This window comes from Sphingomonas sp. PvP018 (genome assembly GCF_017876865.1).
GTDB lineage: Bacteria > Pseudomonadota > Alphaproteobacteria > Sphingomonadales > Sphingomonadaceae > Sphingomonas > Sphingomonas aerolata.
The window spans coordinates 853,738-874,198 of sequence record NZ_JAGIOU010000001.1; the positions used below are offsets into that span (position 1 = coordinate 853,738).

A 20,461-nucleotide genomic window follows, 5' to 3' on the forward strand; every position below is an offset into this window, starting at 1 on the left:
ACGATGATGACCGAAGTTTCCCGCCGCCTCCTGCTCGCCTCGGGCTTGGCCGCAACCGCGACGCCCGCCCTCGCGGCGACCCGCGCGGCTGCCCCCAAGCCATGGGGTGCGACGCCGTCGAAGCGCCAGCTCGCCTGGCATGCGCGCGAGCAATATGCCTTTGTCCATTTCTCGATCAACACCTTCACCGATCGCGAATGGGGCTATGGCGACGAGGATCCCAAGCTCTTCGATCCGACCGATTTCGACCCCGACCAGATCGTCGCGGCGGCCAAGGCAGGCGGCATGCGCGGCATCATCCTGACCGCCAAGCATCATGACGGCTTCTGCCTGTGGCCGACGATGCTGACCGAGCATTGCATCCGCAACAGCCCGTACGAGAACGGCAAGGGGGATGTCGTCGGCGAGATGGAGCGCGCGACCAGGCGGGCCGGGCTCGATTTCGGCCTGTACCTCTCGCCCTGGGATCGCAATCACGCGGAATATGGCCGGCCGGCCTATGTCGAGTATTTTCGCAAGCAGGTGGTCGAGCTCTGCACGCGCTATGGCACCCTGTTCGAATTCTGGTTCGACGGCGCCAATGGCGGCGACGGCTATTATGGCGGCGCCCGCGACACGCGGAAGATCGATGCGCCGAAATATTACAACTGGCCGTCGATCGTCGCGCTGGTCCATCAGCATCAGCCGATGGCCTGCACCTTCGATCCGCTCGGCGCCGACGTGCGCTGGGTCGGCAATGAGGACGGCGTCGCGGGTGATCCCTGCTGGCCGACCATGCCGAACCATCCCTATGTCCAGAGCGAGGGCAATTCGGGCGTGCGCGGTGCGCCGCTCTGGTGGCCGGCCGAGACCGACGTCTCGATCCGCCCGGGCTGGTTCTATCACGCGGACGAGGATGCGAAGGTCAAGACGCCCGCACGGCTGGTCAAGCTGTACGACGAGTCGGTCGGTCGCGGCACCAACCTCAACCTCAACCTGCCACCCGACCGGCGCGGCCGCCTCGCCGATATCGACGTCGCCGTGCTGACATCCTTCGGCACCGCGCAGGCCGCCACCTTCGCGCGCGACCTCGCCCAGGGTGCGGTCGCGACCGCCAGCCAGAGCCGCGGCGCAGGCTTTTCGCCGGCAAACGTCCTCGACGGTCGCGCCGACACCTATTGGTCGACCGCCGACGGGATCACGACACCCAGCCTCGTGCTCGACCTTCCGCCCGGCCGAACCTTCGACCTCATCCGCCTGCGCGAATATCTCCCGCTCGGGCTGCGCGTGACGCGGTTTGCGGTCGACGCCGAAGTGGACGGCCGGTGGCGTGAACTGGCGCAGCACGCCTGCATCGGCGCGCAGCGGATCATCCGCCTGCCCGCACCGGTCACGGCCCGCCGCCTGCGTCTGCGTATCCTCGAGGCCCCCGCCTGCCCCGCGATCCGCGAGATCGCGCTTTTCCGCCAGGTCGCGCCCGCCGCGGTCGCCACCGTCGTCGCATCGGACCCGAGCATCGTCGCCACGACGCGCTGGTCGATCGCCGCCGCCTCCGCCCCCGGCGCGCAGGCACTGCTCGACAACGACACCGCGACGAGCTGGGCGCTGCCCGCCCCCAAAGCCGGCAGCCCCGCCTCGGTGACGATCGACCTCGGCGCGACCGAGATGCTTGCCGGGTTCAGCCTGACGCCGTCGCGCGCGGTGATGGCAGACACCGCGCCGCCAAAGGGCTACCGGATCGAGACGAGCACCGACGGCACCAACTGGCAAGAGGCCGGCAAGGGCGAACTGCCCAACATCGCCTATGCGCTCGCGACTCAGCGGATCGCCTTTGCGACCCCGGTCACCGCCCGTCTGCTCCGCCTCAGCTTTGCCGAGACCGCGATTCCTGCCCGTCGCCTCGCAATCGCCGGGATCGGCGCGTTCCGGCCGCGCAGCGGGTGACGCAATGATACGGTCTGTCCCACGCGTGCAATAAATCGCGGGCATACCTCAGGTCGGATCCGGTGCCGCGACGGCGCCGGTCCGGCCGGGGACACGCCATGACAGCGATCGAAACCAGTGCAACGCCGGTGACCACAATCGCAGGGGTCGCCATGGACGGTGCCGAGGCCGCGCCGGTGATACGATCCGCCTGGCTTGCACCAGGATTCTACCTCGCATTCCTGTTCGGTGCGCTGTTCCTGTTCGCGATCGGCCTGCTTCTGCTCTGGCGGTCGGCGAAAAAACTCCGGCGATTCCGGGCACCTGCTGGAAACGGACTCGGTTCGGCGTGGTCTGGGCAACATCCGTCGCCCACGACCTGATCCCCTAACATGAAGCAGGCCGATTCCTTGCCGCCTGCATGGACCCGGTCTGGTGGATCGCACGTTGAGCCCCCGAACTTCGTCCTCGACAGCAAGGATCCGCAATGAGCGACATCGAACAGCGCAACCCCGGCAACGGTGGTGAGACGCATCAGCAGGCAGGCGGCGACGTCCCCGTCCTGACCACCAATCACGGCGTGCCCGTGTCCGACAACCAGAACAGCCTGAAATCCGGCGCGCGTGGTCCCACGCTGCTCGAGGATTTCGTGCTGCGCGAGAAGATCTTCCACTTCGATCATGAGCGGATTCCCGAGCGTATTGTCCACGCACGCGGATCGGGTGCGCACGGCTATTTCGAGGCCACCGATGACATTTCCGACCTGACCAAGGCAGCAGTGTTCAAGAAGGGCACGAGGACCGAGCTCTTCACGCGCTTCTCAACGGTCGCTGGCGGCGCCGGTTCGGTCGACACCCCGCGTGACGTGCGCGGCTTCGCGGTCAAGTTCTATACGACCGAAGGGAACTGGGATCTCGTTGGCAACAACATCCCGGTGTTCTTCATCCAGGACGCGATCAAGTTTCCGGACCTGATCCATTCGGTGAAGATGGAGGCCGATCGTGCCTATCCGCAGGCGGGTTCGGCGCACGACACCTTCTGGGACTGGGCGTCGCTGACCCCGGAATCGACGCACATGCAGATGTGGGCGATGTCTGACCGCACCCTGCCGCGTTCGCTGCGGATGATGGAAGGCTTCGGCGTCCACACGTTCCAGCTCGTGAACGAGGAAGGCAAGTCGAGCTTCGTTAAGTTCCACTGGAAGCCCAAGCTCGGTCTCCAGTCGACGATCTGGGACGAGACGCTCAAGCTCCAGGCCGCGGACAACGACTATCATCGTCGCGACCTGTGGGAAGCGATCGACACCGGCGACTTCCCCGAATGGGAGCTCGGCATTCAGGTGTTCGACAAGGCGTTCGCCGAGGCGCAGCCTTATGACGTGCTCGATTCGACCAAGCTGATCCCCGAGGAGGACGTTCCCGTGCGGATCATCGGCCGAATGGTGCTCGACCGCAATGTCGACAACTTCTTCGCCGAGACCGAGCAGGTGGCGTTCCTGCCGACGAACATCGTCCCCGGGATCGATTTTTCGAACGATCCGCTGCTTCAGGGCCGGCTGTTCAGCTATCTCGACACGCAGAAGTCGCGCCTCGGCACGACCAACTTCCATCAGATCCCGGTCAACGCACCGCGCAGCCCAGCCGGCAATTTCCAGCGTGACGGCATGATGCAGACCAAGGTGCCCAAGGGGCGTGCCAATTACGAGCCGAACAGCCTGTCGGTTGTCGGCGAAGACGGTGGCCCGCGCGAATCGCCGAACGGCTTCGTGACGACCACGAACCCGACCGGTGCGGACGAGCAGGGCGAGAAGCTGCGGATGCGCGCCGAACTGTTCGGTGACCATTACAGCCAGGCACGGCTGTTCTGGGTGTCGGCGACCGACAATGAGAAGGCGCATATCGCGTCGGCCTTCACCTTCGAGCTGTCGAAGGTCGGTCTCGCGCATGTCCAGGAGCGCACCGTCGCCAACCTGCGCAACGTGAACGAGGAACTGGCGACGCGCGTTGCCGATGGTCTCGGCATCCCCCTGCCGGCTGCCAATCCGGCGTTCCGTGCGCCGGTCGACATGCCACCGAGCCCGGCACTGTCGATCCAGAAGAACATGAAGGAGACGCTCGAGGGCCGTCAGGTCGGGATCCTGATCGCCGACGGGTCGGATGGCGCGGAGATCGACGCGGTCGTCGCGGCGGTCGAGGGTGCAGGCGGCAAGCCGGTGCTCGTCGCCCCCAAGGTCGGCGGCGCCAAGCTCGCCGATGGCAGCATGAAGAAGGCACAGGGCCAGCTTGCCGGCAGCCCGTCGCAAATCTTCGACGCGGTGGCGGTCGTCCTGTCCGCCGACGGGTGCAAGATGCTCCTGAAGGAAGGCGCGGCGGTCCAGTGGGTCATGGATGCGTTCGGTCATCTGAAGGCAATCGGCGCCAGCGATGCGGCCAAACCGCTTCTCGACAAGGCCGGCGTAGAGCCCGATGCGGGTGTGGTGGCGCTGGCCGACATCGCGACCGCAGGTGCCAAGCGCTATTGGGATCGTGAGCCCGGCGTCCGCACGCTCGCCTGATCGTCGGAAGAATGAGACCACGCCATTCGCGCGCGGTCTCATTCGTTGCATAGAAGAACGGCCGCCCCGCACATCATGTGCGGGGCGGCCGTTTCGCGTCTGGCCCAGTTGTACGCCTGGACGGTCTAGGAACGAACGAGTTCGGCGATCTCGAACGCGTGCGATCGCCAGCCGCGCTGGATCGCCGCCTCCTCGGCCGCGACGCGCTTCTTCTTTACCTCGGCCAATGACTTACTGTGCCCCCAGAAGACTTCGGTCTTGCCGTTGGCGAGCACCGCGACGATCCGCCAGTAATGCGTGAACGCCGTCGCCGTGGGCCCGATCGTCTTCACATAGCCATCGGGCAGCGTCGCGGTGAGATAATGCTTTCGGGCCAAGTGCGCGTCAGTCTGCCGCTGGCGCGGCCGCGGCGTCCGTCCGGGCCGCGAGCATGTACCCGAAGACGACGAAGACCAGCCCGCCGACGGTGTTTCCCGCGGTGACAACGACGAGATTGTGCACCGTGCCCGCCAGATCGATCACCGGATGCGGCGCCATGAGGCCAAGCGTGAGTGCGGTCATGTTGGCGACCGAATGCTCGAAGCCGGCAGCAACGAACGCCAGCAGGATCCAGGCCATCGCGATGCACTTGGCCGTATCGCCCTTCATCCGCGCCGCCGTCCAGATCGCGAGACAGACAAGCCAGTTGCACAGGATTGCCCGCGCGAACAACGCGATCCCATCCGCCTCGACCTTGTGCTGGACATAGGCGTTGAACATCGTGTCGGCATTGGCGAACACGGCCCCGCCCCCGCCGATTGCGAAGATTGCCGATAACAGGACGCCACCGACCAGATTGCCCACCCAGACGACGCTCGCCAGCGTGATCGCCTCGCCATAGCTGATGGTCCGCTTCGCCAGGCCGAAGCCGAGATACATGACATAGCCGGTGAACAGCTCGGCGCCGGCGAATACCGTCAGGATCAGGCCGATCCCGAACGTCGCGCCCATCACCAGTGGCCGGACGCCGGGAGGAAGCCCCGCCGCCGCGCTGATCGCCAGGATCATCGCGATCCCGATATAGGTTCCCGCCAGGATCGCGCCCGCAAAGAAGCCAACCGGCGAGCGACGCCACGCCGCGGCCTTGGCCGCCGCGAGCGTCGCATAGGTGTCGATCGTCGGCGCGTATCCCGCGCTCATGCCATAGCGGCCTGGCTCTGGCCGACGACCCCAGCGCGCGCCACGCCGCGCTCCGCACCGACATCCCCGCCGGCCCGCCGCACCGTGACCGGAACCGACTTGTAGGACGGGGTGAAGCTCTGCGGATCATGATCCTCGAGCGCGATCAGCGGCTGCGTCTCGGGATAATAGGACGCGATGCACCCGTCGGGCAGCGCATAGCGGACCAGGGTCAGCTTCTGCACGACGCGGTCGGGATGCGCATATTGCAACGCGGTGGCGACATCGACGACATCGCCCTCCGCATAGCCGAGCCGCGCCATGTCACGCTCGTTCATGAACAGGATGTCGCGACGGCCAAAGACCCCTCGATACCGGTCGTCGAGGCTGTAGACGGTCGTGTTATACTGATCATGCGCCCGCAATGTCGTCAGACGAAGCACGTCCGGCGCGTTCGCGGTCTCGTCTTCCTCGATCCCCTCGGCGACGATGAAGTTCGCCTTGCCGCTGCTCGTCTTCCAGATCCGCATCGCGGCGGAATTGGGCAGATGGAACCCGCCGGGCTTGCGGATGCGCGCGTTGTAATCGGCGAAATCGGGGAACACCGCCTCGATCTTGTCGCGGATCAGGTCGTAATTGGCGACATAGGCGTCCCAGTCGATGTCGCCCTTGCCCTTGAGCGTCGCCTTGGCGATCTCGCCGACGATCCAGATCTCCGACTTCACATTCTCGCCCGGCGGCATCAGGAAGCCGCGCGACGCGTGGACCATCGACATCGAATCCTCGACGGTGACCGACTGTGGGCCACCGGCCTGCGTGTCGAGCTCGGTCCGCCCCAGGCATGGCAGAATATAGGTATCCTTCGCCATCAACAGCATGGTGCGGTTGAGCTTGGTGGTGATGTGCACCGCCAGATCGAGATTGCGGAACCCTTCGGCGCACGCCTGCGGATCGGACGACGCGATGGCGAGGTTGCCGCCTAGGCAGACGATCGCCTTGGCCTTGCCGTCGCGCATCGCCGCGATGCTCTCGACCACCGAATGACCATGCTCGCGCGGCGGCTCGAAGTTGAAGACCTTCTTCATCTGGTCGAGCAACAGCGGCATCGGGCGTTCGGTGATGCCGACCGTCCGGTCGCCCTGTACGTTGCTATGCCCGCGCAGAGGACAGATCCCGGCGCCGGGGCGGCCCATATTGCCGCGCAGCAGCAACAGGTTCGCAAGCTGCTGGACGTTGCTGGTACCGGTGCGGTGCTGGGTGATTCCCATGCCGTAACAGGCGATCGTCGCCTTGGACGACGCATAGATCCGCGCAACGTCCTCGAGATCCGCCCGGCGCAAGCCGCTGGCCTGTTCGATATCGGCCCAGTCGGTCCGCGCGAGATCGGCAATATAGGGTTCGAGCCCGTCGGTATGCTCGGCGATGAACGCATGGTCGAGCGCGGGTTCGCCGCCGCTGGCGCGCGCTGCCTCGTCGAGCGCGACGAGCGCCTTGGCGATACCCTTCAGTGCCGCGGCATCGCCGCCGACCTTCACCTGCAGATAGGAGCTGGCGATCTGGGTCGCCGACATCGTCGCCATCTCGACCACCGACTGCGGCGATTCGAAGCGTTCGAGCGAGCGTTCCTTCAGCGGATTGAACACGATGATCTTGCCACCGCGGCGCGACACCTCGCGCAGCGTCGCCATCATTCGCGGATGGTTGGTCCCCGGATTATGGCCGATCGACAGGATCAGGTCGGCATGGTCGAAATCTTCGAGACTGACCGTACCCTTGCCGATCCCGATCGACTTGGGGAGGCCGACCGACGTCGCCTCGTGGCACATGTTCGAACAGTCAGGAAAATTGTTGGTCCCGTACAGCCGGACGAACAGCTGATAGAGGAATGCCGCCTCGTTCGAGCAGCGGCCCGAGGTATAGAATTCGGCCTGATTCGGATCCGGCACCGCGGCAAGACCCGCACCGATCGCAGACATCGCCTCCGCCCAGGTCACGACCTCATAATGGTCGGTCGCAGCGTTGTAGCGGAGCGGTTCGGTGACGCGACCCTGATCCTCGATCCAGTGATCGCTCTGCTTCCAGATCTCGGCGACGCTGTGCTTGGCGAAGAAGTCGGCACCGATCAGCTTGGCCGTGGATTCCCATGCCACCGCCTTGGCGCCATTTTCGCAGAATTCGAACGACGAGGTATGCTTGGGATCCGGCCATGCGCAGCTCGGACAGTCGAACCCGTCGGGCTGGTTGGATTTGAGCAGCGTCTGCCCGCCGCGCACCACGATCTGCTGGGCCTTCAGCGACGTCGCGACCGCCTTGAGCGCACCCCAGCCACCGGCCGGGCCGGTATAGTCGACAATCCCGTCGGGACGCTTGTTACGCATACTCAAATCTCCAAATCGGGCGTGTCACCGCGGAAATTGCCCGGGTCCATGCAGCCTTAACGTTTGGAGTCGCGATACCGCGCCGCAGCATAAGTGCCAAAACAGGAAAATCGCAGCCGGTGATCGCCTTTATAGGTCAGTACGGCTTTCATTTGACTCACAATAAGGTTCGACCATTGCTCGCACGTCCACGCGCGCCTTCAGCCGTGCCGCGAGCAGCGCGGTACCGCTGATCTTCCGCTGCACGAACAGCATGTCGGCCGACGGGATATGCCAGGTCGACCGGTCGCGTGCGATCGCCGCTCCCTCGTCCCGCAGCACCGAGACGAAGCTGCGATCGCCGAAGTCGAACGGCCCCGTCTGGTTCATCTCTGCCAGGATCACGTCGATCATGCGGTCGATCTGCGGCCGATGCCCCACGACCGCGGCCTCGCCCAGAAAGCCCGCCTGCACGGCGGCGTCGCGGACCGCGTCGCGCTGTCCGGCGAGCCCCGCTGCCAGCAGCCGGCGATACCCGTCCGCCACGACCTGCGGCACCGCGCGCGCGGCCCCGAAGTCGAGCAGGACGATCCGTCCCGTCTCGGCCTGCCAGCGATAATTCGCGAAATTGGGATCAGTCTGCATCAGCCGCCAGTCGAGCAGTTCGTGCAGCGTGAGCCTGATCAGCCGCTCCATGGCCGTATCCCGTATATCCTGGGGTGCGGTCTCGAGACTCTCGATCGGCGCACAGTCGATATACTCCATCGCCAGCACGCGCGGCGTCGACAATGTCGGCTCGAGTTCCGGAACCAGCAGCCCCGCATCGTCGCCCACCAGCGCGCGATAGCGTTCCAGCATCTCGCCCTCGCGGATATAATCCGCCTCGTCGTGCAATTGCTGTTTGGCGTCGCCGAGGAGCCGCGTGATGTCGAGTTCCTTGGGCAACAGCCCCGACACGCGCAGCAGCGTCGCGACATTGTCGACATCCGCGTCGATGCTGTCCTTCACGCCCGGATATTGCACCTTGATCGCCAGCACGCGTCCGTCGGGGAGCCGTGCCCGGTGCACCTGGCCGATCGATGCGGCCGCGACCGGATGCGCCTGGAAATGGGCGAAGCGGCGGCGCCAGTCTTTCCCCCATTCGGCCGTGAGCACGCGGTCGAGCTGCGCAGGCGGCATGTGGTGCGCATCGTTGCGCAGCCTGGCGAGGATCGTCGCCAGCTCGGGCGGCAGCATGTCGCCCGCGTCCATCGACACCATCTGGCCGAGCTTCATCGCCGCACCGCGCAGATGCGAAAGCTGGTCCGCGACCCGCACCGCGTTGGCGGGGGTCAGCAGCAGGTCCGACATGCGCGGATGCTCGCCGCTCGCGAGCCGCCGGGCCCCCTCGGCGACCACCCCGCCCGCGACGCCGCCGGCCAGCCGCCCGAACACGCCGAGCCGCGACAGCCGGCCCCGCGGGATCGACCGCCCGCCACGCGATTGCGATCCCGCGTCGAAGCCGGACTCGTTATCAGCGTGTCGATTTCGTTCAGCGCCCAGCTCCGTACCGGGCATGACAGGATCTTCGCTCGTCGGTCTATCCTCGGTCTGGAGAGCCCCTTGCACGAGACCGCTTCTTAGATGGTAAGCTGGGGTGGAGGATCAACCATCGGACCGCCATCCATGACGCCACCTGTTTTCAATAACATCACCCGCCGCACATTGCTCTCCGGCATGGCGACCGCGACGCTCGCCACCGGTCTGCGCGCCGCACCGCCATCGCCGCGCGACGCCCGCGTGCTCGTCGGCACCTATGCGCGAGAGGGCGGCAAGGGCCTGTACACGCTGTCGCATGACCGGGCGCGCGATCGCTGGCAGGTCGAGCCGCCGGTCGCCGGGATCGAGGACGCGTCGTTTGCGGTGCGGGCACCCCGCACCGGGCTTTGGTATGTCCTGCGCGAGCAGGCGAAAGGATCGGTAACCGGCTTTGCGCCCGGCTGGAAAGCGCGCGGCACGATGCCATCGGGTGGCGCCGATCCCTGCCATGCCGCGTTCGACGACGCGTCCGGCTGCCTCGCCATTGCCAATTATTCGAGCGGCAGCGTCGGCTTCTACCGCATCGATCCCGCGACCGGTGCGCCGGGCGAACCGACGATCTTCCGCCATGAGGGGACCGGTCCAGACAAGAGCCGTCAGGAGGGGCCGCATGCGCATTGGGTCGGGTTCAGCCCCGATCGGCACTGGCTGCATTCGGTCGACCTCGGCGCCGACACGATCTTCGCCTATCGGATCGATCCGGGAGCGCGCAGCCTTTCCGCGCCGGTCCAGGCCTGGCGCGCGCCGCCGGGAACGGGACCGCGCCACCTCGTCTGGCATCCGCGCCTGCCACGCGCCTATGTCGTCGCCGAGCTCGCCAACACCGTGACCATGCTCGATGCACAGCCGGACGGGGGTTTCACCACCCGCACGCAGGTATCCACCCTGCCCGATGGCCATGTCGGGTCGTCCCAGGCCGCGCACATCGCGATCGATCGCGCCGGCCGGCATCTCTACGTCTCGAACCGCGGCGCTGACAGTATCGCGGTGTTCGCACTTGATCGCGACGGAGTACCGACCCTCGTCCAGCACATCGCCGCCGGCGGACACTGGCCGCGCATCTTCCTGCTGCTCGAGGATCAGCGGCAGATGCTCGTCGCGAACGAGCGGTCGGGCACGATCGCGGTCATGGCGCTTGGCAAGGACGGCCGTCTCGCGCCGACCGATCAGACCCTGCGCGTCCCCGGGGCGGTGTTCCTAGCGCCGACTGGCTGACGATCACCCGACCCATAACGCCCCCGGCCCTGCCCTTGCACGGGCCGGGGGATCGGGCATGATCGCGCCTCGATCATCGTCAAAGGAGCCGTGCTTGCGCCTCACCCTCGTTCTCGCCCTGTTGTCGGCTGCCCCCGCCGTCGCGCAGCAGCAGCCGATTGCGGCCCCGGCCGACGCCCCGACGCGGCGCTTCACCGGTGCCGACCTGTTCGGCCTGTCGATCGCAGCGGACCCGCAGATCAGCCCTGACGGACGCACGATCGTCTATGTCCGCCGCACCGCCGACGTCATGACCGACCGTGTCCAGTCGTCGCTGTGGTTGATCGACGTCGCGACCGGTCGCCAGTCGCCGTTCGCCGCGCAAGGGTCAGACCCGCGCTGGTCCCCCGACGGCACGCGCGTTGCCTATGCCGCGCGCGACGGCGAGCAGTCTCAACTGTTCGTCCGCTGGATCGCGACCGGCACGAGCGCGCGGGTGACGGGCTTTCCCGGCGATCCGCAGGCGCTCGCCTGGTCGCCCGACGGCACCCGGCTCGCTTACGTCGCGACCGTTGCTGGCGAGGCGACGACGCTCGGCAAGGCACCGCCCAAGCCCGAGGGCGCAAAATGGGCCGAGCCGCTGACAGTGATCGACCGCGTCAATTATCGCAACGATGGCCCCGGCTATGTGAAGCCCGGCCGCGATCATCTGTTCGTCGTCGCGGCGGACGGCGGCGCGCCGCAACAGCTCACCTTCGGCGCGTTCGATGACGGCGGCCCCTTGTCATGGACGCCCGACGGCCGCGCGATCGTGTTCGCCGCGATCCGTGGGCCCGAAGCCGAGCGGCAGGTGATGAATTCGGACCTCATCGCGGTCGACACGACGAGCGGCGCGATGCGGACGCTGACGACCCGCGACGGCCCCGATGCGCAGCCGCGGATCTCCCCCGACGGCACGCGGATCGCGTGGCTCGGCTTCGACGACAAGCGACGCAGTTACGAGAATACCCAGCTCTACCTCGGCGACCGCAACGCCGGCAGCCCCCGCTCGCTGACCGCCGCGCTCGATCGCGGGATCGAGGATGCGGTGTGGTCCGCCGACGGGCGCAGCCTTTACGCAAGCTATGACGATCACGGCCAGCGCCGGATTGCGCGCATCGGCCTCGACGGCCGGACGACGCCGCTGGTCGACAACGTCGCGGGCGGCGGGCTCGACCGACCCTATACCGGGGGCGAGTTCTCGGTCGCGAGAGGCGGGACGATCGCCTATACCGGCGGCGACGGCAGCGCTCCTGCCGATATCTGGGTGTCGAGCGGTGGCAAGTCACGGCGGCTGACGCAGCTCAACGCGGTGATGACCGGCGCCAAGACGCTCGCGCCGATCCGCAAGATCGCGGTGACCGCGCCCGATGGCCGCGCGATCGACGCGTGGCTCGCGACGCCCGCCACGCGACCCCCCGGCCAGCGCGTGCCGCTGATCCTGGAAATCCATGGTGGCCCCAACAGCGCCTACGGCCCGGGGTTCGCGACCGACATGCAGCTCTATGCCGCGGCGGGCTATGCCGTGCTGTGGACCAATCCGCGCGGCTCGACCTCGTACGGCGAGGAGTTCGCCAACCTGATCGACAAGAAATACCCGTCCGACGATTATGGCGACCTGATCGCCGCGGTCGACGCGGCGATCGCGGATGGGACCGCGGATGCCGACAATCTGTTCGTCACCGGCGGATCGGGCGGCGGCGTGTTGACCGCCTGGATCGTCGGCAAGACCGACCGGTTCAAGGCCGCGGCGACGCAGAAGCCGGTGATCAACTGGGCGAGCGAGGCGCTGACGATGGACAATACGCTGTTCACCTCGCGCTACTGGTTCAGCAAGCTGCCATGGGAGGATCCGATGAGCTACTGGAACCGCTCGCCGCTCAGTCTCGTCGGCAACGTCAAGACGCCGACCCTGGTCGTGGTGGGCAGCGACGATTACCGCACGCCGGTTTCGGAATCCGAGCAATATTACGCCGCGTTGCAGATCCGCGGCGTACCGACCGCGCTCGTCAAGGTGCCGGGGGCGAGCCATGGCGGCTTCACCGCACGGCCGTCGCAATCCGCGGCAAAGGCCTCCGCGATCATCGCCTGGTTCGATCGGTATCGCGCCAAGCCGAGCGGATCACGCACCGACTGACCGTCCGTTCGTCACCGCCGGGGCGATGCCCAGAGTGCAGTCTCGTTACTGCCGCACGGATCATGCCGATCCGTGCGGCAGTGCTGGTCACGCCAAGGGGCGTAGCCGGCTCATCGTTCGCCCTCGCCACCCTCGTTTTCGCCACCCTCGCCGCGCTCGTTCTCGCCGCCCTCATATTCGCCTTCGCCGCGCTGGCCACGCTGCTGTTGCGCAGCCCGCGCGCGCCGCGGCGACGTCACCGCATGCCGAGCCTTGCCCGACCGGACGACCCGCCGTCCTTCGCCTTCACCTTCACCTTCACCGACCTGCTGAGCCGGCGGCGACAATGGCTTGGCGGCCGCGTCGCCGATGACGGCTTGGCCCGATTGCGCAATCACAAAGGCGCCAACGCCCATCCATAATTTTGTACGCATACTATCTCCTTGGTCCCGACGCGTTGGCCGGGAAGGCACTGAACTGTTAGGGGCGCGTCACCCGGCTTCATGCCGGATTTGCGAGATTTCCCATGATGATCATGATTGCCAACGTCCTGGATGCGGACAATCTCCAGTGGCTGCGAGATAATATGCGCAAGACCCGCTATGTCGACGGCCGACGGACGGCGGGGCGCGAGGCACGAACGGTCAAACGCAACGAGCAGGTCGACCGCGGCGACCCGTTGCTCGCCGAGATGCAGGACCTCGTCGTCGACCGGTTGCTCGACAATGCCCTGTTCCGCATAGCGACGCGGCCGCATGTCGTCCGCCCGCCGCTCTTCAGCCGCTATGATGCGGGCATGGCCTATGGCAGCCATGTCGACGATGCGATCATGGGCGGGATGCGGACCGATGTGTCGGTGACGGTCTTCCTCAGCGAGCCTGAGGATTATGACGGCGGCGAACTGGTGATCGAGTCCGCCGCCGGCGAACAGGACGTCAAGCTGCCCGCGGGCTCGGCGGTCTGCTATCCGACGACCTCGCTGCACCGCGTTGCGCCGGTCGTGTCGGGCGAGCGGCTTGCCGCGGTGACCTGGGTCCGGAGCCTCGTTCGGGACGCGGATGCACGGGAACTGCTGTTCGATCTAGAAACCGCCCGCCACGCGCTGTTCGAGCGGCTGGGCAAGACGCCCGAACTCGACCTGCTCGCCAAGACACAATCCAACCTGCTCCGGCGCTGGGCCGAGGACTGAACGGCGCGACGCGGATCGTCGTCAGCTTGGTCTGTCGATGAGAGCTAGCGTGGCCGCGTCGCTCGTCCCGGCAAACCAGCGATCAAGCGCGGCACCGAACAGCGGATCGTTCCCCGCCTCGCGGAACAGCGTCAGCGACGATCGCAGCTTCATCGCATCGACGTCGCCGAATACAGCCCGGGCACTCGTCCCCGTCAGCGCGTCGAGCGCTTCCACGCACTGCCGCAGACGCGCCCCGAGCACCGGATGCGCGAGATATGCCCGCGCTTCCTCGAGTGACACGATCGCATAATGCTGCGCCATCGGGCTTCGTCCGAGCCCGGCAATCTGCGGAAAGATGAACCACATCCAGTGACCACGCTTGGCGCCGCCGCGTATCTCGGCAAGCGCGGACTCGTAGACTGCAGCCTGCGCAGTGACGAACCGTTCAAGATCATAAGGATGGGTCATCACTGCCTGCTTTTACTCAATCCTCGACTCCCCACATATGGCAGAATCGATGGACGCAGGAAGGACTGGCTGGGGCGGCAGGGTTCGAACCTGCGCATGGCGGCATCAAAAGCCGCTGCCTTACCACTTGGCGACGCCCCAGCAGAGGCGGCCTTATAGCGGCGCGCCCCGACGAGAAAAGCCCTATCGCGTCTTAATCGAGTCGATGGACCCACCCATTGGCATCCGGTGCCAGACCGCGCTGGATCGCGACGAGCGAATCGCGGATCCGCAGCGTCATCGCGCCCGGCTCGCCGCCGCCGATCGTGAAGCGGCCCTCGGGCGACGCGACGGTCCCGATCGGGGTCACGACCGCGGCAGTGCCGCAGGCGAACGCCTCGACAAGCTTGCCGCTCGCCGCGTCGGCGCGCCACTGGTCGATCGCATAGGGCTCCTCGCGCACGGTGATCCCCTGCGCCCGCGCGAGCGTCAGGATCGAATCGCGGGTGATGCCGGGCAGGATCGTGCCCGTGAGAGCGGGGGTCGACAGGCTGCCGTCCGCAAACACGAAGAAGACGTTCATGCCGCCGAGTTCCTCGACCCAGCGGCGCTCGACCGCATCGAGGAAGACGACCTGGTCACAGCCCTGGCTGATCGCTTCCTTCTGCGCGAGCAGGCTGGCGGCGTAGTTGCCGCCGCACTTCGCCGCACCCGTGCCGCCCTGTGCCGCGCGCGTATAATGCTGGCTGACCCAGATCGAGACCGCGGAGGCACCGCCCTTGAAATAGGCGCCGACCGACGAGGCGAGCACCATGTAGAGATATTCGGCGCTCGGCTTGACCCCCAGGAACACCTCGCTCGCGAACATGAACGGCCGCAGATACAGCGCGCCGCCGTCGCTGTCGGGAATCCAGTCCTGATCCGTCCGGACCAGCCGCTCGACCGATTCGAGGAACAGCGACTCGGGAAGCTCAGGCATCGCCATCCGGCGCGCCGAATCCTGGAAACGCCGCGCATTGGCTTCGGGCCGGAAGAGCGCGGTGCCGCCATCGGCGAGTCGATAGGCCTTCATCCCCTCGAAGATTTCCTGCGCATAGTGCAGAACCGAGGATGCGGGATCCATCATGATCGGCGCACGCGTCGTGATTCTGGCATCATGCCAGCCCTTCGCGTCACTGAAGCGGATCATCGCCATATGGTCGGTGAAGACCCGGCCGAAGCCGGGATCGATCAGGCGCTGCGCACGCTCGTTCGCAGCGACCGGATCGCCACACGGTTCGAACGAAAATGTCATGCTCGCGTCTGGGGACGATGAGGCCTGCGACAACGGAGGATGCATTGAATTTTTCTCTCTTTCCACGGCTTGCCGTCGACTAGGACCGAAGACTAAACCGGTCAACATGGCTGCCTCAGCATCACCCGCTTCACCCCTGTTTCTTCGCGAACCCGAACTGCGTCGCGGCATGGAACTCCTGTACTTCGGTCAGAGCCATCTGGTCCGGTCGATCGATGCGGGGCTCGCGGAGCAGGGGCTGGGGCGCGCGCACCACCGCGCCCTGTATTTCATCGCCCGCAAACCGGACATGACGGTCAGCGAGCTGCTGTCGCTGCTGGCGATCACCAAACAGTCGCTCGGCCGCGTGCTGAACGAACTCAGCGATCGCGGCTTTATCGAGGTCCGTCCCGGCGATCGTGACCGGCGTCAGCGGCTGCTGCGTTTGACGCCGGTCGGCAGCAAGATGGAGAGCGACCTGTTCGAAGCCGCGCGACAGAAGATGTCCGCAGCCTATAATCACGCCGGCCACGGTGCGGTTGCGGGCTATTGGGCGGTGCTCGAAGGCCTGATCCCCGAAGAGGAACGCGAGCAGGTCATCAAGCTGCGCGGCTGACTAGCGCGGCGCGAGGTCGCCGCGGGCGTTTGCCGCCATCTCCGCATTGCGCCGTGCCGACGCCGCCAGCGTGCGGGACATCAGGGTGACCAGGGCATCGCCGTCGTCGAGCACGTTCAGCCCTTCGCGTGTCGATCCACCCGGGCTCGCGACCCGGTCCGCCAGCACCGCCGGCGAAACGTCCGCGGTGCCGGCCATCCGTGCGGAGCCCTCGAGCGTAGCAAGCGCGAGCCGAGCCGCCTGATCCGCCGGCAGGCCGAGCGCCTGCCCCGCCTTGGCCAGCGCGTCGGCAAAGCGGAACACGAATCCCGGCCCGCATCCCGCCAGCGCGGTAACGGCATCGAACTGCGCCTCTGCGGCGATCCACTCGACGAGGCCGAGCGGCGTCATCAACGCCTCCGCGGTCGCGCGCGCCGCGCCGTCATCCGTCGCGCTGTGCAGCGCAACCACGCCGCGGCCGATCGCAACCGGCAGGTTGGGCATCGCCCGAACCACCGCCTGCGCCTGAGACAGACGGTTGAGTGCGGCGATCTCGACCCCGGCGAGGATCGAAATCAGGAGCTTTGGCGCATAGCGCGCGAACACGGGCGTCTTCAGCGCACCGAGCTGCTGCGGCTTCAGCGCGAGCATGACGGTTTCGGCGGAAAAGGCGTCGGGATCGGGCACCGCGGCGACGACGTGCACACCGGGTGGCATCACGCGCATACTGGGGCTGACGACGGTCACGCTGTCGGGTGAAACGCCGTCGGCAAGCCAGCGGGCCAGCATCGCCCCGCCCATATTGCCACAGCCGATCATCAGGATCCGCCCGGTCATCGGCACGCCGCGCCCAAGAAAACGGGCGCGATCACGCCTCGCCCTGGGTTTCGATCAATGCCGAGGCAAGCGCGTCCGCCGGCGTCTTCCCGCCCCACAGGACGAACTGGAACACTGGATAGAAACGCTCGCATTCCTCGATCGCCGATTCGACGAGCAGTTCGGCAGCCGACAGCGACATCGTGCCATCCTCACCGCCATCGACCATCGCCGCGTGACGGAACAGCAGGATCCCGCTCGTCGACCAGAGTTCGAAATGGCCGATCCAGAGCTGCTCGTTGGCGAGCCCGATCGTCTCGTAAACCGCCTGACGCCGTTCATCGGGCACCTTGATGTCCGGAAACGCCAGGAACTGCAGCACGCTGTCGTCCTCGCGCCACAAGGCGCGCAGCTCGTAGGTCGTCCAGCTGCCCTTTACGGTCGCGACGATCTCATCATCGTGACGTTCATGTTCCCATCCATGCGCAGCATAATAGGCTTCGAGCATGTCGATGGGAGCAGCATCGTCCTGGTCATGGTCGGCGTGGTCGAGCATCATTACGTCCTGGCACTCCCTGTCACGCGACAAAGGGTGCCGGGGCAAAAATGCTCCGACAACCCCGTTCGATCCGAATGCCCAGAAATCTGTGGAAAAGTCAGACGCCGACCTGCATTTTTGCTTCGAGAGCGTCGAGCCGGGCCTTCAGCGCGTCATTTTCGTCGCGCGCCGCAGCCGCCATCGACTTGACCGCGTCGAACTCTTCGCGGCTCACGAAATCGAGGCCGCCGAGCCATTCACGGGCGCGCTCGCGAACTCCAGACTGCGCTTCGCGGCCGACACCGGCAAAGGTTCCTGCGGCGCCGTTGAGGACCTTCACGAAATCGTCGAACATCCGGTTTTCGGACTGCATTTTCATCATCCTGCTAGTAACTCGCGCCGTGCGCCTCTTCACAACATCTGGGAGGTACGCGTCGTCGGCACAAGGGTTTCGGCATCGGGGTTGAGCCGGCCTATACCGTATGTGAGCATTCCCGCAAAGCTGATCCACACCATATAGGGCACCATCAGCCACGCCGCCCCGCGCCGGATACGCGCGAACAGGAATGTCGCCGCGATCGAGAGCAGCAGCATCGCGACGATGACGAGCACCGACGCCCCGATTCGGTGCGCGCCGAAGAACAATGGCGTCCAGGCAAGATTCAAAACGAATTGCGCGACAAACAAAGCGATCGCGCGCCCCCGCCCCAGCGCGCCGCGCGCATTGAGGATCATTGCGAGAGCGAGGCCGAGCAGCACGTAGAGCGTCGACCAGGCGACCGGAAACACCCAGCCTGGCGGAGTGAGCGCGGGCTTCACCAAGCTGGTGTACCAAGCACTTTCGCTCCCCACCGGGACCGCGCGCCCGGCCAGAAAGCCCAGCAGGACGATCAACGGAACGGTCACGATCGCCCAGCGCAGGAACGACATCCTCAGCTGGCCCTTCGAAGCGATGCCTCCCACATACGTCCTTTCAAGACTGATCAGCTTAGTCCTGCCGCGGGAACGCCCTGCCGTAAACCGCAACATGCATGGACCGATCGGGAAGTGTGTCATTCTGCGATGGCCGATCCGGGTCCAGCGCGGGCAGCATTCGGATCCTCAGCCGCGTGGCGCGGCGACCGCATGCGCGGCGATCAGGAACTCGATATTGCCCTCGGGGCCGGTGATCGGGCTCTCGACGACGCCCTCGACTTGCCAGCCCCGTGCCTCGAGCCAGGCCGCGACCTCGCCGCAGACGCGCGCATGGACGGCCGGATCGCGGATCACGCCGCCCTTTCCGACCTCTTCGCGGCCCGCCTCGAACTGCGGCTTGACGAGCGCGAGCAGCCGCGCGCCGGGACGTGCGAACCCGATCGGGCGCTCAAGCACCTTGGCCAGCCCGATAAAGCTCGCATCGCAGACGATCAGGTCGACCGGTTCGGGGATATGCGCGTCGGTCAGGATGCGCGCGCTGGTCTGTTCGTGGACGATCACGCGCGGGTCCTGACGGAGTTTCCACGCAAGCTGGTTGGTCCCGCTGTCGACGGCATAGACGCGAGCGACCCCGTTGCTGAGCAGCACGTCGGTAAACCCGCCGGTCGACGAGCCGACGTCGATCGCCACCGCGTCCGTGACCGTCCAGCTGAAATGTGAGAGCCCGTGCGCGAGCTTGATCCCGCCGCGCGACACCCAGGGGTGATCGCGACCCCGCACGTCGAGCACGACGTCGTCCGCCAGCGTCTGCCCCGGCTTGTCGACCTTGCGCGTGCCGGCAAAGACCAGCCCCGCCATGATCAGCGCCTGGGCGCGCGTCCGCGACTCGACCAGTCCCCTGTCGACCAGCATCTGGTCCGCGCGTTGCTTTGCCATACGCCCAGCCTATCGCCCCGGCGTCCGATCATCGCAAGCTGCCTTCCTTTTGCCGCAATATCTATTGCCCACTGGAATGGTAGGATTATCTTGCAGACAGGGATCGTGATCGGCCGACGTCCCCTAGAGCGTCGATCGATCACGATCCCACCCCCGGGCTCCGGGGGTCTGGAGAAGGAGAGGCGTCGTGGGTTCTTTTGCACCATATGATAGCGTTCAACCGACCATCCTGACGGTCCCCGGGCTCGGCGGATCCGGCCCGTCACACTGGCAGACCCTGTGGGAAGATGCCCGGCCGGATACCGTTCGGGTCGAATTGGGGATGTGGAACACGCCACATCGCAACGCCTGGGTCACGCGACTCGACGAGGCGATCCGGCGCGCGCAGGCCCCCGTCATCCTTGCCGCGCACAGCCTCGGCTGCCTCGCGGTGGCGTGGTGGGCCGAGCTCAGCCCGCAACCCTATGGCTGGCCCGTCGCCGGTGCGTTGCTCGTCGCACCCGCCGATGTCGATCGCGGTGGGGCCCAGGCTGAGCTCAAGGGCTTTTCACCGACCCCGCGCGGCGCCCTGCCCTTCCCTTCGATCGTCGTCGCGAGCAGCGACGATCCCTGGGTCACGCCCGACCGGGCGCACAGCATGGCCGCCGACTGGGGCAGCCATTTCGTCGATGCCGGCCCGCAGGGGCATCTCAACGCCGCGAGCGGTATCGGCTGGTGGCGCGACGGACAGGATCTGCTCGAGCGGGTGATCGCCGCGAGTGGCGACGGTCACGGCCAGGCTCTGCCGGCCAGCCAGGCGCGATCGATCCTCGCCGTCAGCGCAACAGACGCGGCGCAATCCCACTATCTGGGCAGATAGGCAGGCGCGAGTC

Annotated in this window: 20 protein-coding genes and 1 tRNA gene; 8 read left to right on the forward strand and 13 right to left on the reverse strand. The window is 66.4% G+C overall.

What is annotated here, in order from left to right; genetic code table 11:
• Positions 1 to 6: 6 nt before the first annotated feature.
• The 3 genes from J3A66_RS03535 (at position 7) to J3A66_RS03545 (ending at position 4,456) form a co-directional block, all read left to right on the forward strand.
• Positions 7 to 1,923 carry an alpha-L-fucosidase gene (locus J3A66_RS03535; protein WP_209567190.1) on the forward strand — a complete coding sequence of 639 codons (1,917 nt, stop codon included), beginning with the start codon at positions 7 to 9 and terminating at the stop codon, positions 1,921 to 1,923.
• A gap of 98 nt (positions 1,924 to 2,021) precedes the next feature.
• On the forward strand, positions 2,022 to 2,285 hold the full coding sequence (locus J3A66_RS03540) for a hypothetical protein (RefSeq protein ID WP_209567192.1): 264 nt from the start codon (positions 2,022 to 2,024) through the stop codon (positions 2,283 to 2,285).
• A 104-nt stretch (positions 2,286 to 2,389) separates the two neighbouring features.
• Positions 2,390 to 4,456, forward strand: a complete 2,067-nt coding sequence (locus tag J3A66_RS03545; RefSeq protein WP_209567194.1) for a catalase — start codon at positions 2,390 to 2,392, stop codon at positions 4,454 to 4,456.
• Positions 4,457 to 4,581: 125 nt separating this feature from the next.
• Here J3A66_RS03545 and J3A66_RS03550 read toward each other — a convergent pair whose 3' ends face one another.
• The 4 genes from J3A66_RS03550 to J3A66_RS03565 all read right to left on the reverse strand — a co-directional run bounded on the left by J3A66_RS03550 (position 4,582) and on the right by J3A66_RS03565 (position 9,528).
• Positions 4,582 to 4,833, reverse strand: coding sequence for a hypothetical protein (locus tag J3A66_RS03550; protein ID WP_209567196.1), 252 nt, complete (start codon positions 4,831 to 4,833; stop codon positions 4,582 to 4,584).
• A gap of 7 nt (positions 4,834 to 4,840) precedes the next feature.
• Complete coding sequence (locus J3A66_RS03555; protein WP_209567198.1) at positions 4,841 to 5,635, reverse strand: formate/nitrite transporter family protein; 795 nt, start codon at positions 5,633 to 5,635, stop codon at positions 4,841 to 4,843.
• A complete protein-coding gene (locus tag J3A66_RS03560) occupies positions 5,632 to 7,992 on the reverse strand; it encodes an FdhF/YdeP family oxidoreductase (RefSeq protein WP_107933113.1) in 2,361 nt (786 codons plus the stop codon). The genes J3A66_RS03555 and J3A66_RS03560 overlap by 4 nt, the downstream gene beginning before the upstream one ends.
• A 129-nt stretch (positions 7,993 to 8,121) precedes the next feature.
• Positions 8,122 to 9,528, reverse strand: a complete 1,407-nt coding sequence (locus J3A66_RS03565; protein ID WP_209567200.1) for an AarF/ABC1/UbiB kinase family protein — start codon at positions 9,526 to 9,528, stop codon at positions 8,122 to 8,124.
• A 108-nt stretch (positions 9,529 to 9,636) separates the two neighbouring features.
• On the opposite strand from J3A66_RS03565, the gene J3A66_RS03570 reads away from it, so the two are divergent.
• Together J3A66_RS03570 and J3A66_RS03575 are read left to right on the forward strand one after the other, a co-directional pair.
• A complete protein-coding gene (locus tag J3A66_RS03570; RefSeq protein WP_245336696.1) occupies positions 9,637 to 10,764 on the forward strand; it encodes a lactonase family protein in 1,128 nt (375 codons plus the stop codon).
• Positions 10,765 to 10,858: 94 nt separating this feature from the next.
• Positions 10,859 to 12,919, forward strand: a complete 2,061-nt coding sequence (locus J3A66_RS03575) for a S9 family peptidase (RefSeq protein WP_245336697.1) — start codon at positions 10,859 to 10,861, stop codon at positions 12,917 to 12,919.
• A gap of 110 nt (positions 12,920 to 13,029) precedes the next feature.
• Here the strand turns inward: J3A66_RS03575 and J3A66_RS03580 are convergent, their stop codons facing one another.
• Positions 13,030 to 13,332, reverse strand: a complete 303-nt coding sequence (locus tag J3A66_RS03580) for a hypothetical protein (RefSeq protein WP_209567203.1) — start codon at positions 13,330 to 13,332, stop codon at positions 13,030 to 13,032.
• Positions 13,333 to 13,424: 92 nt separating this feature from the next.
• Between J3A66_RS03580 and J3A66_RS03585 the strand changes: the two genes are divergently transcribed.
• On the forward strand, positions 13,425 to 14,087 hold the full coding sequence (locus J3A66_RS03585) for a Fe2+-dependent dioxygenase (protein WP_209567205.1): 663 nt from the start codon (positions 13,425 to 13,427) through the stop codon (positions 14,085 to 14,087).
• A gap of 21 nt (positions 14,088 to 14,108) precedes the next feature.
• On the opposite strand, the gene J3A66_RS03590 is transcribed toward J3A66_RS03585, so the two are convergent.
• The 3 genes from J3A66_RS03590 to J3A66_RS03600 all read right to left on the reverse strand — a co-directional run bounded on the left by J3A66_RS03590 (position 14,109) and on the right by J3A66_RS03600 (position 15,810).
• The gene (locus J3A66_RS03590; RefSeq protein ID WP_209567207.1) at positions 14,109 to 14,537 is read right to left on the reverse strand and encodes a DUF1810 domain-containing protein; all 429 of its coding nucleotides are present in this window, start codon (positions 14,535 to 14,537) and stop codon (positions 14,109 to 14,111) included.
• Positions 14,538 to 14,603: 66 nt separating this feature from the next.
• Positions 14,604 to 14,678: transfer RNA gene (locus J3A66_RS03595), tRNA-Gln, on the reverse strand.
• Between the two features lie 52 nt (positions 14,679 to 14,730).
• Complete coding sequence (locus tag J3A66_RS03600) at positions 14,731 to 15,810, reverse strand: branched-chain amino acid aminotransferase (RefSeq protein WP_031395653.1); 1,080 nt, start codon at positions 15,808 to 15,810, stop codon at positions 14,731 to 14,733.
• A 106-nt stretch (positions 15,811 to 15,916) separates the two neighbouring features.
• On the opposite strand from J3A66_RS03600, the gene J3A66_RS03605 reads away from it, so the two are divergent.
• Positions 15,917 to 16,405: a MarR family transcriptional regulator gene (locus J3A66_RS03605; RefSeq protein WP_031395654.1), complete on the forward strand. Its 489-nt coding sequence runs from the start codon at positions 15,917 to 15,919 to the stop codon at positions 16,403 to 16,405.
• Here the strand turns inward: J3A66_RS03605 and proC are convergent, their stop codons facing one another.
• The 5 genes from proC to J3A66_RS03630 all read right to left on the reverse strand — a co-directional run bounded on the left by proC (position 16,406) and on the right by J3A66_RS03630 (position 19,589).
• Entirely contained in the window at positions 16,406 to 17,221 is an 816-nt protein-coding gene (gene proC / locus J3A66_RS03610) for a pyrroline-5-carboxylate reductase (RefSeq protein WP_209567209.1), read from the reverse strand.
• A gap of 31 nt (positions 17,222 to 17,252) precedes the next feature.
• Complete coding sequence (locus J3A66_RS03615; protein WP_081874093.1) at positions 17,253 to 17,756, reverse strand: YbjN domain-containing protein; 504 nt, start codon at positions 17,754 to 17,756, stop codon at positions 17,253 to 17,255.
• 100 nt (positions 17,757 to 17,856) lie between these two features.
• On the reverse strand, positions 17,857 to 18,111 hold the full coding sequence (locus tag J3A66_RS03620) for an accessory factor UbiK family protein (RefSeq protein ID WP_031395657.1): 255 nt from the start codon (positions 18,109 to 18,111) through the stop codon (positions 17,857 to 17,859).
• Positions 18,112 to 18,149: 38 nt separating this feature from the next.
• The gene (locus J3A66_RS03625) at positions 18,150 to 18,668 is read right to left on the reverse strand and encodes a TspO/MBR family protein (protein ID WP_166747908.1); all 519 of its coding nucleotides are present in this window, start codon (positions 18,666 to 18,668) and stop codon (positions 18,150 to 18,152) included.
• A 171-nt stretch (positions 18,669 to 18,839) separates the two neighbouring features.
• Positions 18,840 to 19,589 (reverse strand): TlyA family RNA methyltransferase, encoded by a 750-nt coding sequence (locus tag J3A66_RS03630; RefSeq protein WP_209567211.1) that lies wholly within the window; start codon positions 19,587 to 19,589, stop codon positions 18,840 to 18,842.
• Between the two features lie 187 nt (positions 19,590 to 19,776).
• On the opposite strand from J3A66_RS03630, the gene J3A66_RS03635 reads away from it, so the two are divergent.
• Positions 19,777 to 20,448, forward strand: coding sequence for an alpha/beta hydrolase (locus J3A66_RS03635; protein WP_209567220.1), 672 nt, complete (start codon positions 19,777 to 19,779; stop codon positions 20,446 to 20,448).
• Positions 20,449 to 20,461: the final 13 nt, after the last annotated feature.